Below are 14250 nucleotides of genomic sequence, written 5' to 3'. Positions count from 1 at the left end.
CCACATTGGTTTTGTATTCAGTCTGCGGGTTTTGCGCGCCGTGCCCGGAAGAACTCGGTCAACACCGCCCCGCACTCCTGCGCCAGTACCCCGCCTTCATACAGCACTCGATGGTTGAGAAAGCCTTGGGTGAAGAACTGCCCCTGACTCTGCACAATCCCGGCCTTGGGCTCCAGCGCGCCGTACACCACGCGAGCCACCCGCGAATGCACGATCAGTCCGGCGCACATGCTGCAGGGCTCCAGGGTCACGTAGAGGGTACTGCCCGGCAGACGATAGTTATCCACCGCTTGCGCGGCGGCGCGGATCGCGACCATTTCTGCGTGTGCGCTCGGGTCGCTGGTACTGATCGGGCAGTTGAAGCCACGACCGATGATCTCGCCGTCCTGTACCAGTACCGCGCCCACCGGCACTTCGCCTAGGGCTGCGCCTTGTGCCGCCAATGTCAGGGCTTCGCGCATGAAATCGCGGTCACGGCTGCGGTCGATGATCGCCGCGGGGCGAATCTGGCGCATCACTTCACCTCGATGGCGGCCATCAGGCCGGTTTCCATGTGGTCGATCACGTGGCAGTGGAACATCCACACCCCCGGGTTATCCGCCACCAGCGCCACTTGCGCACGCTCGTTCTTGCCCAGCAGGTAAGTGTCGGTGAAATACGGCACGATCTTGTGCCGGTTCGAGGCAATCACCTTGAAACTCATGCCATGCAGGTGGATAGGGTGCTGGTACTGGGTCATGTTCTTCAGTTCGAAAATGTAACTCTGGCCCAGTTTCAGGCTGGCGATCGGCCGGTCGGCGCAGGTCTTGTCGGTGATGTCCCAGGCCTTGCCGTTGATCTGCCACAGGCTCGGCGGTTTGCCGTTGTCGACATTCACCGACACCGAACCGACCCATTCGAAATTGAAGTTGAGTTTCTCGGCATTGGCCAGATCCGGCTCGGCCACCGGGTTGGCCGGCAGTGCCTTCGGCCACTCGGTCGGCGCGTCAGTGTTGGCCACCGAGCGCAGGGTGCCCAGGCGTACCGGGCCGTTGCGCAGCGAAAGCTCTTCACCGGCCGGCGGCGCCTTGATCGCCAGACAGATGCGCATGCCCGGGCCGAGCCAGTATTCCTTGCCCAGTGGCCGGGGCTCGACCGGGTTGCCGTCCAGCGCATAGATCTGCGCTTCGACGCCGGGAATGTTGATGCGATAGGTCAGGGTGTTGTCGAGGTTGAGCAAACGCACCCGGGTGACCTGCCCGGCCGGCAACTCGATCACCGGTGAAGGCACACCATTGATCGTCGCCAGCCGCCCCGCCGTACCACCTCGGGCCGCTTCACGCGGAACACTGAATTCGACGAAGTTGCCTTCGTCATCGACGTGCCAGCTTTTGAGACTCAACGTCTTTTCATACTTGAATCCGGTCGGCTCGCGCTCCTCGACGATCAACGGCCCGACCAGCCCGCGCCCAAGTTCTTCGCTGCTGCTGACATGCGGGTGATACCAGTAGCTGCCGGCGTCCGGCACTCGGAACCTGTAATCGAAATATTCACCCGGCAGCACCGGCAACTGCGACACGTAGGGCACGCCGTCCATCTCCAGCGGCAAGCGGATGCCGTGCCAGTGAATGGTCGTCGCCACCGGCAAGTGGTTGATGAAACGCACTCGCAGCCATTCACCCTGACGCACGCGCAATTCAGTGCCTGGCGCCGACGGTCCGAACGCCCAGGCTTCGGTCTTGTGCCCCGGCACCAGCTCGACGTCCAGGGGTGCGGCGATCAGTTCGTAGTCATGCCCGGCATTGGCGTCAGCCACCTTGCCCAGCCAGTACCGCGTCGCACCGGCTCCCGCGCCCACCACTGCAAGACCGGCAAGGCCACCGAGAATTTGTCGACGGGTAAAGGACATGGACACAACTACCTCACGTATCTGCGGCGGGCCCGCAGGCCCGTAAAGGGCGAATACGATACACCTGCAATTGAGAAAGATTAAGTGAACTGTTGTCGCATCGAATCCGTTAATAACGACAAAAAGAAACTCACTGCGCTATTGAGCCTCAAGCAGGGCGGCATTTACTCCAGTGGTTGCATCGGCCCACTGCACCATAAACTCGGCTACCCGCTCCTCGATGCGACTCTCGACGGTGCGAAGACGTAATAGCGCAATACCCGCCTTTTGCAGGATGCTGTCTTTCAAGGCATCCCGTTCGATTTGCATCGGTGTCGCGTGACTACCCCCGTCGACCTCTATCACTCCGAGTGGTCTTTTGCCGACTTTGAAATAGATCACGAAATCACAACTGGCGCGGTTGTCCATGAACTCCCTCTCTCTTGGGGTCAGCCACTCGTTGGCCGTCGAGACCAGTTGGTTCAACTCGACCTGGCCGTGTACAGCAATTCCCCGGTAGATCTCCCGATCAAGGGCCTCTCGCAGTATCTGCGCCATGATCTGCTCGGACTTGTAGTCGGAATCGCTCCTTCGCAACTTGCTATTGAGCCGCTCCAGCGACTTGTCGTATTCCTTGTAGAGCAGATCGAAAGCCGATATCACCGGTGCGCGATGAAGTTGCGATTCATCAGCGTAATACTCCATGTAACGCACCAGCGCTGCGATGTGCCCATTGTTTGCCGTGAAAACGTCTTCGCCGGTGACCATGGTGAATCGCTTTTTGGCCCGCGATACCGCCACATTGATCATCCGGGGGTCGTCCACGAATGCCAGAAGTTTCGGTGTCGTGCTCTTTTTGTCCAGCACAGTGGAAAAAACGATCTCGTCGCACTCCCGCCCCTGAAATTTGTGGACGGTGTCTTTTACGAAATCCTCTGGCAAAAGCGTGCCAGATAACCTGGCCTGGTTCCTGAAAGGGGCGATGAAGCCTCTGCCGTCCTTGTCCTCCCAAGTACTTTCGCCCTCACCATCAAGCACTGCCAACAGTGAATCCAGCTCCCGGAGATTGGTTTTGCGCCGCGTGTGATTCCCCTTCGCGGTCACCAGCAACGACAACGGCTTTTCCCCACGATCTTCAGTCATCGGAACCAGTTGATTGTCGTAGAACTGCTGATTGCAGAACTTGATGATCTGCGGGTGACAGCGATAGTGTTCCTTCAATAGAGTCATTGGGATCGTACCTTCGAACACGCTGACACACGAATCGAGCAAACTGTACTTCTCGCAATCGTAGTGAGGCGCTGGCGCGGCCATGCCCAGCGTCGCGGGAATGTGCGCCAATTGCTTTCTGTCACCGACAACGATCAGATTCCTCGCACAGCCCAGAGCCAATATTCCAGGAACAATGTCCTGCTGCGAAGCCTCGTCAATGATGACGTAGTCGAGCACCGTGCCGGTTTTCAAGGAGTTGACGATGGAATGCGTACCGCTTGAAATGATCGGGTAGCGCTTTATGAACTCATCGAATCTGGCTTTCCGATAACTCTTGGCATCGAAGGACTCAGTTTGCGGTACATGTCGGTGGAGATGCTGCTTCAAGTACTTCATCGAGATACTCGTAAGTTCTTCAAGCAACACCTGATAATTACCGAGCCGTAACTTTTCCTGAATCCCTGCCAGCGCCGCTTTTGTTTCCTGAAGCGCTTTGTCGTAGTAATGAAGCTGCAGACCGTAGAAGACCGATTTGCGCTTGGCCCAGTCATCGAATGGTTTCATGCGCAGGATCTTGAAGTTGAACAGCATTTCTATCCTGTCCTTGATTCGCACGCGGTTGCCAGCAAGGTGCGTCAGGAATGCCATCAGGTCAGTGGACTTTTGCGGGGTCAGGTTATATTTGCCCAGGGGAATGGGATCCAGCACGCCACTTTCTTGCTGCCACTGCCGCAAATAACTGCGCTCGATCTCCAGTTCACTGACTTCAGTCTGCAGCCTGGCCATCGTGTTGCGGTCAGACAGGTAGCATTTGAGCTGCTTAAAGACACTCTGAATGTTCGCCATCTCAGGCGCCGCTTCTGGAGCAACTGTGGGTCGAGGACGAGGACTGGCAAAAAACGCTTCACGGTTTTCATTGCTGCCCAACTCGGCAACCAGATAATCGAGGCCTGACTTACCAAGCTTTTCACATACGTTGGACACGGCTGCATTGTTGTTCGACACCACCGCCACGGTTTTTCCACGCAGCAGAATGTTGGCGATGATGTTCAGAATGGTTTGTGTCTTGCCGGTGCCGGGAGGACCTTCGATCAAACTGATCTGAGAAGTGAAAGCCTGCTCCACTGCTTCAAGCTGACTCTCATTGAGACCAAATGGAAAAATAAGATCCGCTACAAGCTCCTGACTTCCATTACGACCGGTGCAATAAGCGTGCAATGCGGTGCTCGCGCATGCAGAAATTGAATCGAACTGGCGCTGTACATTCTCGGCGATCACCTTATCCTTTTCCGATTCGGCCTGAATGACTCTCGCATCAGCTACAGAGCGGAAATACTGGAAAACCGAATCGTCTTTCATCTTCGTCGGTGTGGTGAACTCGATATCGGCAAGCTTGTAAGCGTACTTTTTACCACCTGCTGAATACTGAACGACGGCATATTTTTCGCCGTAAATCACTGCACTCTCGACAGTACTTATCACTGAGCTGGACTTTTTCCTCAGTAGCTGATGTTTCACCTCTCGAGTCGGAACAACCACACACTCGGCAAGCGGACTGGGCCAACTCTTGCCAGATGGGTAGTGACAAGTCAGCGAAACCCCACCGCGCCCATCACCTTTTATCGTCCAGTCGCTTATCTGACGGGTCTTGTCTATTCCGTTCACGTAGATGGAAATCATATATCCCTTACGCAAGCTGCGCTCACAGCTTGCCCACATCCCTGTCGTTGAAATCCGAATCCAGCGATTCGGAGCAATTGACACTATTTTGCCACCACCCTTCATCCGTATACCAGCTTCTCGCCGGCGCACGCACCAAATAGAAATAAGCGTGTCCGGCTGAATGACAAGAGCGCCTTTCGGCACCCTTGTAATTCAGCATATTTCCACTTGGTCGTCGCCAGATGGAACACAACAAATACTTGAAAGACTTTGCGGGCCCTGAAGGGCGAGCGACCTATCACTCATAAACACCCTTGCTTTTTTCGGTGAAGCAGCTTGTTACCGTTGGAATGCGAAGCAACCTGACAACCGGGGAGAACTTTCCGTAGAATGCCGGCGTGGCTATGGAACACCTTCCTTCTAAACCCTATGAACTAGGGGTTCCGCTCTCCACACCGCGCCTGCTCTTAGCAGGCGTTTTCATATCCGCTGCAGACACGATGCTGCAGCTCGCTCACGACGGCGACCAAAGGAGAAAATCAAGCATGAATCAGGAGCTGTTCCTGCGTCGCCGTAGCAAAGTTCACGTCCCGATGGGCACTGGCGGTGCCACCCGCGCTCAGGTCGCGTCGGCTGTCCGGGAAATCGCGGCGTTCCGATGCGTATTGTCAGAAGCTCTGATTGAGCAGATCGGCCTGTTGTCGCCGACAGAGCTCAAGTACTGGCTGCATGACATTGTTGGAGTGCTTCGGCGCAGGAGTGGTGCTCATGTGCACCATCGGCCGTTCTATCCTGACTTTCCAGAGCAGGTTCTGACGACCTCGGAGGCCGATCTGTACCTGAACGCTGTCCTGCATTACCTCACGCTTCGACGTTTACCAGCGACTGAAGAATCTCGGCCTCCACTGCTTGAAGGCAACATCATACCTTGGGTTATCGAACCGGGAAGTATCCCTGAGTTCGAGGCACTGCTCGAGCCGCTGGTTTCATCACGCACCTCGCTCTCAGAAGAGGAAGCGGCCGATGTCATCTGGTTTATCCGCGAATACAAAAGTGATGTGTTCCGCCTGCTGCCTGAGGTCGTCCCGTTCCGGGAGATCCGGGCACAGGTTGGCGGCGCACTGCTCTTGCATGTCGCCGGCGATGTACGGGTGGATGCATTCCTTAAGCAAAACGTCGAAACGGCGACTGACGCATTGCGACTCGCGGTCGCGTTGAACGGAGGAGACGTGTCACTGGCGACTGCTACGACACGTTTCAAAGCGATGAAGCGCTCGATGCGTCGTCTGCTGTTGAGTTTGCTCGATCGAATACCCAACGCTGCAGAAGACGTGATGCGGCAAGCCGAGCGTTGGAAACGCTTGGCTGAAGTACTACATCCGGGCGACTACGCCGATAAGTTCCCAAGTGCACTGGCCGCCATCACGGCGGCGCGTCGCAACGAAGCACCGGACTCATTTGGTTCATGTGTCGAAACATTGTTCGCCCAGCGTGATATTGCCGGGCTTGTGCCTGTGTTACAGAGTCGCCCCGGAGAATTCGCACGACGGCTGGACGCGACCCTGCGGCGCGCGACGGAACCAGAGCCGGTTCTCGATGCGTTCGAGTCTGTTGCGGCACAAGTGTCCTCGCCTGTCCTGCTGCAGTTGCTGGCCCAGTCACGTGCGCCGCGCCCCTTGCCTCTTCGGGCGTTCACACCGAAAGGTTCCTTCGCCAAAGTCTATGGCATCAAGGATGATCGAGAGCCTCTGGCACCCGAGGTGCTGGCTCGTGCAGCCCGAATCTGCGAGGAGGCTCTGGTAGCGCGGTTTGCGACACTACCGCCCTTGGGTCGCTGTTACATCGATCCGGAATTGCGCGAATACAGGGTACCGCTGGCACAACGCGCGTCTTCGAAATCGCTACGGACACTGGTGCGGGGCAGTCGATTGCCGATGCCTGACACACGTTTCATTCGACTGTTCCTGTGGTGGAAAAACGGTCGTTCACGCACGGACATCGATTTGTCCGCCGCTTTTTTCGATGCCAACTTCGTGTTCAGAGAAACGGTTGCGTACTACAACCTGAGAGATTACGGCGGCTGCCACAGCGGCGACATCGTCGACGCACCCGAGGGTGCCTCGGAGTTCATCGACCTGGACCTGGAGGTCCTCGTCGAGAAGGGAGTCCGTTATGTCGTCACGTCCATCAACTCGTACACCCAGCAACCGTACTGCGATCTCCCAGAATGCTTCGCTGGCTGGATGGCCCGCACCGATACGGCATCGGGAGAAGTATTCGAGCCGCGAACGGTGTTCGATCGTATCGATATCGCATCCGACACACAGATCTGCCTGCCATTCGTGATGGACTTGCAGGAGCGCCGCGTGATCTGGGCCGACTTGGGACTGACCTCAGCTCCCCGGTGGAACAACGTCGGGAACAACCTCAGCGGAATATCATTGATGCTTCGAGCTTTGGTACATACACCGCGGCCTGATCTGGAGACATTGTTCGATTTGCACGTACGGGCACGAGGCGAACGAGTGGCTTCGCCGCAGCAGGCACAAGCGGTGTTTGCACCTGATCAAGGAATAACACCGTTCGATACGGATCTGATTCGGTCACAGTTCCTCTAATACCTGCGCCCGCCTCCGAACTTTCCGTCCAAAAACAAAAAAGCCAGTCAGATTAACTGACTGGCTTTTTTATAACCCCTTTTGCGCCTCTGCGAATACAAACTTGAACTCTAGAGGACACGACGCAGGATCACTCCCACTCTATTATCAATAGCCGGTTGAAGGCCATTAAAGATAGGGGCTTTGAGGACCTGCAAGAATTGAGACCATGAAAAATGCCATGAACCATGTCTAAGCATTATCTCTCACGCGCAGCGGTGCTTGGCCGCGATAGAGATTGATAGCAAATCGTAGGCACTGCCAAACTCTGAAAATAGGGAAGACGGCCCGCTCCTACCGTCTGTTTACCCAGCCCCCAGTTGATATAGGGGCAGAGAAGGTGCTTGTGTGTGGGCTGCCAACAGCCATTAAGGGTAAAGCGGAGCACCGTGGTCAATAAACCTCACGACTGCGCTTCGCGTCAAGCTCTTTCCCAAGATTGAATTTATCCCCCCAAGCGGTAAACCAATATTCATTTGAAGCTCTGACGGACGCCAGCCCCTCCGCATCCAGACCAAAAATCATACCGATGCTATCTTTGGTATCAGTGCTAATATAGGGGCAAACTACAAGATCAAGAAGCATAATTAGAGTTTCAGCATCATTTGGGCAGTGAGCTTTCATATACTCGAGTTTGGCAACTATATGCACCTCTACAAAAGCCTTTAACTTAGTATATCGAACCTTGTTTTTTACATAAGACAAGAGAATTGTAATCGAAAAGTGACTCATAAAGCCCGCGGAACGAATATACTCTCCAGCGTCCTTATCTTCCTCAATCAAAAAATGACGAAGAAGTACGGAATTGGGCAACCAATACTCACGACCTATATGCGACAAGCAAATGAGCAAATATAGGCTTTCCACTTCGCGATGAGAGCTCATAGTATTCTTTTCGAGCTGCTGCATCACATTATCGTGAATATACTTAAAAAGTAAATGCTTCAAGTCATATGGAAAAATTTGGGCATGTAAAAAGTCAACAGAGGTAGCAATCATTCGACAAAGACGGATCGTATGATTGACCTTTGGACTTGCAGAGTACGTAAAAAAAGCGAATTCCATGACCGCAAGAAGAGCACTTGATAAACACTTACGATCACGATCTGACTTATCACTCGAGACATAAGCTTCGAAGAGTTTTTCAATCTTATTCTCAGCGATAGCGAAGGTATAATTCAACAAATCGCTGTAAGATACGTCCGCCTCTTTTATCGCTGATTTATACCGAATAATCAGTCGATTAGCATTTACTTTGCAGGAGATATATCGTTTCGGTGTTAATGATGGATCGTCTGGTGTGTCCTCCTCACACACGGCAACAATTTCTTCGTTAAGCAGTGTCGACACGCGCTCTTTAGCGACCGTAATTTCTGTGATAATCGGCTTTTTATAATTTTTAATCTTTGCAGTGTTAATGCTTAGCTTCTTGGACTTCAAGACCTCCTGAAGCATTTCAAACACGCTCAACTGCGTTGATTCTTCATTATAAAAAACAAAGAAATCATCTACATATCGGAAAATTTCATAATCCACCTTATGGATTAATTTTTTCCTTGCGGCCAGCTGCGAAACCAATTCGACATCAACCGACTGCAAAATTATTTCAGCAAATATGCGAGAAAACTCTGGACCAATGACAATCCCATTGGTCTCTTTATGATTTAGATTTTGCATGAGAGCATCAAACCGACCACCAAAGGTAAGTTTTGATTCTTCCAGTTTAAACTTTGTCTGCCCCTTACCAAGAACAGCCCAAGGCATTGAGTGAGTATAAATGCTATCAAAGCACTTACTTACGTCAAGCTGCACCATTGCATCGTATTTTTTTTCACTAAGGTGGTATTCGTATGATTCAAAGAAACGGTGAATATTTCTATATTTTTGGTATACAAAATAGGATCCTAGCTGCTCGTACTCGCGATCCTCCTCTTCTACACCAGCAGCAGTATCTATTCGCTCCTCATGGAGCTTGTCCTTGAAGTATGCATATCGCGACACCGACACTGGCCGTCGTATCGAAAACTCGCTGATGGATGTGTGATACATAATCAACGCACTATGCGTTGCATAGAAGTTCGCTACAGCAACCTGATTACGCGGATGAACGATACTCAGTGTTCGACCGTCAAGATTATGTGCAACGCGAAAATTGAAAGGGATCGTTGCCATTTGACATTTACTAATTGGCACCGAGCGGCGCGTTTTACTCTTACCCCACTCGCTAACCACCTCAGCCGTAATTTCAGTATTGTGCTTGATTCCAAATATCAGACGCATTGCCTGGTCTAGCTCAGTAGTTTCACAAACCCAACACAATTTATCTTTTTCAATCTCTACACTATTATCCCTCAAAAAAAGATAATAACCGCGATTCGAGAATGTGGGAGGAACCTCGAAAGGCAACATATCTGTCAACACGGGCCTTTGTTTCCGGCAGGTTAATGAGACGCGCCTTTTAGCCATGTTTCCAGACCTCCACAATCATCCGAAGCTCTCTCGTACTAAAATTATGATATCGCCGCTGCTTGAATCCCGATATAAATTTTAACTTCTTCAGCTGCTTCTGCAGGCTAGTTCTTTTGAGCTTCGCAATGAACCTTTTAAGCTGCTTATCGAGCAAATCAAAACTCGATAGATTTGTGGCAATTGAATTATTAAAATATATCCCAGTTGCAGCACACGATTTGCTATTAGAGAGCCGAGTGTTACCTGTAATAAATTTTACTCGCGCGACCAACTTTCTAAATGCCCCCCTAGAGTTAACTGGTTTTTCTCGCCAATAGTCCTTAAAAGCGGCATTCATACGCGCACGATATTTAGCTATCTTTGCTGCGCTCGGACTGATATCCAGACTTCCTGGCTTGAGTAAAAAACGATACCCTAGATACTCAAACTTCCCGACACCGATGTCGGCCATCTTGAACTCTGACGTCTTTTTCACATTATGGGCAAGCTCATTACCACATAAAATCTCGACTATTAAATCTTTAAAAGAGCCTAAATTTTTCCCATCAGGTGGCCGCGCAAACACCGCCACAATGTCATCGACAAACCGACAATATAGAACCATTCCTGGAATCGATTGAATACTATCGTCAACCGGCCTTAGATACAGCTCAGCTAGATATGCGCTGATACCAACACCTCGGGGTATGCCGGACGCGCTACCAGATATCTCGCCATATGAGTCTAGAATTTGTTTAATGTACTTTTTTGACAACGGACTTAGTAGCTGGTCACGATCCAGCTTTTCGACTAGTCGCTTACGATCAATGCTTTCATAGAACGAAGAAATATCAGTACGAATCAGCTCAAAAGGAAACTTATTTCCATCTATGGTATCGCGTAGCTGACAGACCAAGTCGTGACGACTAGCCTGTTTCACCCCATAAATACGATGTATGTTACGCTGAAGTTGCTTGATCGCAAAGAAAGTCTCAGGCTCAGCATCGATACAAAAAACTGGCTTTCCTTTCGGGCCTGTCTTTTGGGAAAGCACAATTTTAAAGTTAGACTTGAGAACTTTCTGACTAATCTCCTCCATTAAACCATCAATTGCAGATGACTTATCTCCTTTTAATTTTTTTAGCTCTGCCTTCAGCGCTAGTAGCTGAGTCTCGAAATAATCAGCCAACAAAGTAGCTTCAATTTTTCGTAGATCACGAATCGCCTGTACTTTGCCACGAACTGCGAGCGTATACGGTTCGAGCATTGGGAAAAACCGGGCAGCCAAGTCAACACCCTTCCGGTTCTCAGCATCATAGATTCGGCGAAAGTTATCTGCGGTAAACATCTGATCGAACATGGCTATCAATCATTCCATTTGATTAGTTCGGTGGCGTGTGAAAATCCAGGAAAACCTTTCGCCAGAAAGTGCTAGCCGGTATCACCTAATTCTAGATCTAGGGCAGCCCCCAAGGCTATTTGACGAAAAAGAATAGCGAGTTCATCGGGTCTTCCATCAAGGCGCAGCTCGTCTATTAACTCCTGCGCGTAGCTTGGGTCTGCACGGAAGATTTCTGCCATAGCAAGATCGTGTGATCTGTCTTTCATTTCAGTGCAGCCCCCTAGCTAGACCTGTTCATTTCCGAGCAAAGACTATAGCGCTCATCTTCTCCCGAATCCCAGCCTGCGACTCACGAAATTCGACCATCATCCGCTCTATCTCAGCCGAGCTTGCTCCCTGGCCGTTTTTCTCCGAGAGCCAGAGCTTCAGCAAGCCAGCAACACGCCCCAAGTCGCCGCTGATCTTGCCCAGATCGGCTACTGCCTTCAGGTCGACGACTGAGTGAATGCGCGTATTTAAACCCAACGCCCGAAGATAGCCCGAGCGGGACATGCCCGCCTCTTCGGCTCGCTCAGTGATCACGACTTTTTCTCCGTCCGTCACCCACACCTCTATCGGCTTCCCACGTCGTCGGGGCGTGGTCTTTCTTTTGGTGCCCTCTGTCATGGCTTGCGCTCCTGTTGTTGCTTTTCAGCTCTTAGACGCGATAGCGGCCGGGGCCTCGCAGAGCAAGATGCCGTTGAGCCGAAGGCGAATAAGGGGCGGTGTTGGATGGGTGCGGGCTTGCCCGTACCCGTACAACACACATCTTGCCGTCCGAATAAACGCAGTTCAAATAAATTTAAGACAACTTCGATTCCTTACAGCATTACACCGCCAAAAAATCTTCTCAAACTCACGCTTTTATACCTGAGTTGCCTTGAGTTGCGTTGAATTTCGCTAAATTGCACTAAATTGCCTTAATTAAACACTGTCACACGCAATTAAGAACGCAGACCAAGGGCGCCTCCCCTCTGTTGATTTCGGTACACTTTCGGGACTTGCCAAGCGAGTGAAGGCGGATAGAAAACTATCCGCATATTTATAACCTCTGCATATCAGTGAATAATCAAAACTCAAGCGTCACAGATGAGGAATTCGATATGGAGCTGGAACCAGGAAAACCCGTGGCTTATGCCTCCCGAAATTCAGGTCGAAACGTAAGGCTTGCTATTGCGATGGCAAGCACATTCGTCGGGGTTGCTATATATACTGCGCCCTCCCCTGCTTACGCCATCTATTGCGCAAATTGCTCGACGTTCTATCAACAGATGTTCGAGTATGCCGAACAGGTCAACACTGCACTAAACACAGCCGAGCAACTTCAAACTCAGATACAGCAGTACCAGAACATGGTCACACAAGGCGCAGGTCTACCCGATTCGATGTTTGGAAGCATCGCTGCCGACCTAAAAAGTGTGGTCAATATCTATCAGCGCTCTCAGGCGTTGGGCCGTCAAATCGGGAACATGGATGCACAGTTCAATGCTGCGTTTCCAGGCTTCGAATCCTACCTTCAACAAGTGGCAAACTCGGCGGAAACTCCGATGCGAGATCGTTATAAAGAATGGTCGGAGCAAGGCCGCGACAACGCTAAAACGGCAATGGAAGCGGCGAACCTCAACACCAGCACTTTCCAGTCGGAAGACGCCTTGCTCAACCGCATGGTGGCACGCTCGCAAACCGCCGTGGGGCGAATGCAAGCTATTCAGGCGGGCAACGAGATAGCCTCGCAAAACGTGCAACAGTTGCAAAAGCTTCGCGATCTGGTGGCCACGCAAATCAATATGCAGGGTAATTACATCGCCCAGCAAGGCGACCGAAAAGCCGCTAGCGAAGCAACCGAGCAGCAGTTTGAAGCGCGTGAAAGCAAACGTGGCGGCGTGAAGGGGTATTGAGGATGGTTATCTCGAAATGGTTCATGACCCTCATTTGCGCCGGGGCCGCAATGGTGGGCTCAGTTGCCACTGTGGTCATTCAAAGCGATACCGACTGCGCTGTGGCGTCTGAGCAACAGAGAAAGCTGCATGACGCAGATGCTGCTTTTGAGGCACGTCCTAACTCGCGCGGCGGCGTTAAGGAGTACTGATTATGGAACGTCGCCTGCTGTTGTTTATTGCCCTAGCAAGCATGCTCTTGGCCGGAAATGCGATGGCTGCAACAGACCTGGCCCATGCCGACACCTCGGTTCAGGGCCTGCTAGATCTTGTTTTGCAGCAATCTCACCAGTGGTCAGGAAAGTTGTACGACTACGCCATAAGATTATTTTGGCTGCTCGCCACCATCCAGTTCATCTGGACGTTTATGCCTCTGGTCATGAAACAAGCTGATTTGGGCGAGATAGTCGGAGAGCTGCTGCGCTTCATCATGGTGATCGGTTTCTTCCTGGCGGTAATGACCTACTCCGTGGAATGGTCGACAGCCATTGTTGACAGCTTCCGCGATGCGGCCGCATCGGCGAGCGGTCTTGGCCGAGCGTTAGAACCCGGCGATATGCTCGCGGTAGCCCTGGACTTCGGCCGCACTATGGTGAAGGGCATTTCAGTGTTCTCTCCGGGCAAAGGAGTTCTGATCGCAGTATGCGCGGTACTGGTCTTGGCGTGCTTCGCCTTTATCGCAGCGTTTATGTTTGTGACGCTCGTAGAGGCCTACGTAATCATCAACGCGTCAGTGCTGTTCTACGGTTTTGGCGGCTCGCAATGGACACGCGATTTCGCGATTGCGCCCATGCGGTTCACCGTGGCAATCGGCGCGAAGTTGTTCGTCTTGACTTTGATCGTCGGGCTGATCGTACAGTCGGCCAAAGAATGGTTAGCTGCTTACACCAACGACGAAGCCTCATTGATGACAATGGTCGGTTTAGCCTTAGTGTGCTGCTATCTGACGAAGACGATTCCTGACCTAATCGGCGGCATGATTAGCGGCACATCAATGGGCGGCGGCTCGGCCATTGGTGGAATGGCAGTGGCTGGTGCTGCCGGGGTGGCAGCTGCTGCGGCCACTATCGCCACGGCTGGGGCTGC

9 protein-coding genes are annotated in these 14250 nt (G+C 52.2%); 3 read left to right on the top strand and 6 right to left on the bottom strand.

The genetic code is table 11. The features are described from left to right. Positions 1-17 precede the first annotated feature (17 nt). The 3 genes from tadA to BBF94_RS26380 all read right to left on the bottom strand — a co-directional run bounded on the left by tadA (position 18) and on the right by BBF94_RS26380 (position 4759). Entirely contained in the window at positions 18-515 is a 498-nt protein-coding gene (gene tadA / locus BBF94_RS26390) for a tRNA adenosine(34) deaminase TadA (protein WP_065261858.1), read from the bottom strand. Further along, positions 515-1888 carry a multicopper oxidase family protein gene (locus BBF94_RS26385; RefSeq protein WP_065261857.1) on the bottom strand — a complete coding sequence of 458 codons (1374 nt, stop codon included), beginning with the start codon at positions 1886-1888 and terminating at the stop codon, positions 515-517. Before BBF94_RS26385 ends, tadA begins: the two co-directional genes overlap by 1 nt. Before the next feature lie 138 nt (positions 1889-2026). Continuing rightward, positions 2027-4759 (bottom strand): AAA domain-containing protein, encoded by a 2733-nt coding sequence (locus tag BBF94_RS26380; RefSeq protein ID WP_065261859.1) that lies wholly within the window; start codon positions 4757-4759, stop codon positions 2027-2029. Between the two features lie 527 nt (positions 4760-5286). On the opposite strand from BBF94_RS26380, the gene BBF94_RS26375 reads away from it, so the two are divergent. Next, the gene (locus tag BBF94_RS26375; protein ID WP_065261856.1) at positions 5287-7359 is read left to right on the top strand and encodes a TerD family protein; all 2073 of its coding nucleotides are present in this window, start codon (positions 5287-5289) and stop codon (positions 7357-7359) included. 432 nt (positions 7360-7791) lie between these two features. Here BBF94_RS26375 and drt3b read toward each other — a convergent pair whose 3' ends face one another. From drt3b to BBF94_RS26360, 3 genes are all read right to left on the bottom strand, one after another. Continuing rightward, on the bottom strand, positions 7792-9864 hold the full coding sequence (gene drt3b, locus BBF94_RS26370) for an antiviral reverse transcriptase Drt3b (protein WP_065261855.1): 2073 nt from the start codon (positions 9862-9864) through the stop codon (positions 7792-7794). Then, positions 9857-11206, bottom strand: a complete 1350-nt coding sequence (gene drt3a, locus BBF94_RS26365; RefSeq protein WP_065261854.1) for an antiviral reverse transcriptase Drt3a — start codon at positions 11204-11206, stop codon at positions 9857-9859. The genes drt3b and drt3a overlap by 8 nt, the downstream gene beginning before the upstream one ends. 276 nt (positions 11207-11482) lie before the next feature. Then, positions 11483-11854, bottom strand: a complete 372-nt coding sequence (locus tag BBF94_RS26360; RefSeq protein WP_065261853.1) for a plasmid mobilization protein — start codon at positions 11852-11854, stop codon at positions 11483-11485. A gap of 476 nt (positions 11855-12330) precedes the next feature. Between BBF94_RS26360 and trbJ the strand changes: the two genes are divergently transcribed. After that, positions 12331-13125, top strand: a complete 795-nt coding sequence (trbJ, locus tag BBF94_RS26355) for a P-type conjugative transfer protein TrbJ (protein WP_065261852.1) — start codon at positions 12331-12333, stop codon at positions 13123-13125. 193 nt (positions 13126-13318) lie between these two features. Then, a partial coding sequence (gene trbL / locus BBF94_RS26345) for a P-type conjugative transfer protein TrbL (protein WP_065261850.1) occupies positions 13319-14250 on the top strand: 932 nt, incomplete at its 3' end.

It is taken from the genome of Pseudomonas bananamidigenes (assembly GCF_001679645.1).
Lineage (GTDB): Bacteria > Pseudomonadota > Gammaproteobacteria > Pseudomonadales > Pseudomonadaceae > Aquipseudomonas > Aquipseudomonas bananamidigenes.
The sequence above is the reverse complement of the archived record's forward strand: the minus strand, read 5'-3'. Positions and strand labels throughout refer to the sequence as shown.

Bases quoted from the DNA above. Each gene is read 5' to 3' on its own strand.
- tadA (WP_065261858.1), bottom strand. From the start codon at position 515: ATGCGCCAGATTCGCCCCGCGGCGATCATCGACCGCAGCCGTGACCGC.
- BBF94_RS26385 (WP_065261857.1), bottom strand. From the start codon at position 1,888: ATGTCCTTTACCCGTCGACAAATTCTCGGTGGCCTTGCCGGTCTTGCA.
- BBF94_RS26380 (WP_065261859.1), bottom strand. From the start codon at position 4,759: ATGATTTCCATCTACGTGAACGGAATAGACAAGACCCGTCAGATAAGC.
- BBF94_RS26375 (WP_065261856.1), top strand. From the start codon at position 5,287: ATGAATCAGGAGCTGTTCCTGCGTCGCCGTAGCAAAGTTCACGTCCCG.
- drt3b (WP_065261855.1), bottom strand. From the start codon at position 9,864: ATGGCTAAAAGGCGCGTCTCATTAACCTGCCGGAAACAAAGGCCCGTG.
- drt3a (WP_065261854.1), bottom strand. From the start codon at position 11,206: ATGTTCGATCAGATGTTTACCGCAGATAACTTTCGCCGAATCTATGAT.
- BBF94_RS26360 (WP_065261853.1), bottom strand. From the start codon at position 11,854: ATGACAGAGGGCACCAAAAGAAAGACCACGCCCCGACGACGTGGGAAG.
- trbJ (WP_065261852.1), top strand. From the start codon at position 12,331: ATGGAGCTGGAACCAGGAAAACCCGTGGCTTATGCCTCCCGAAATTCA.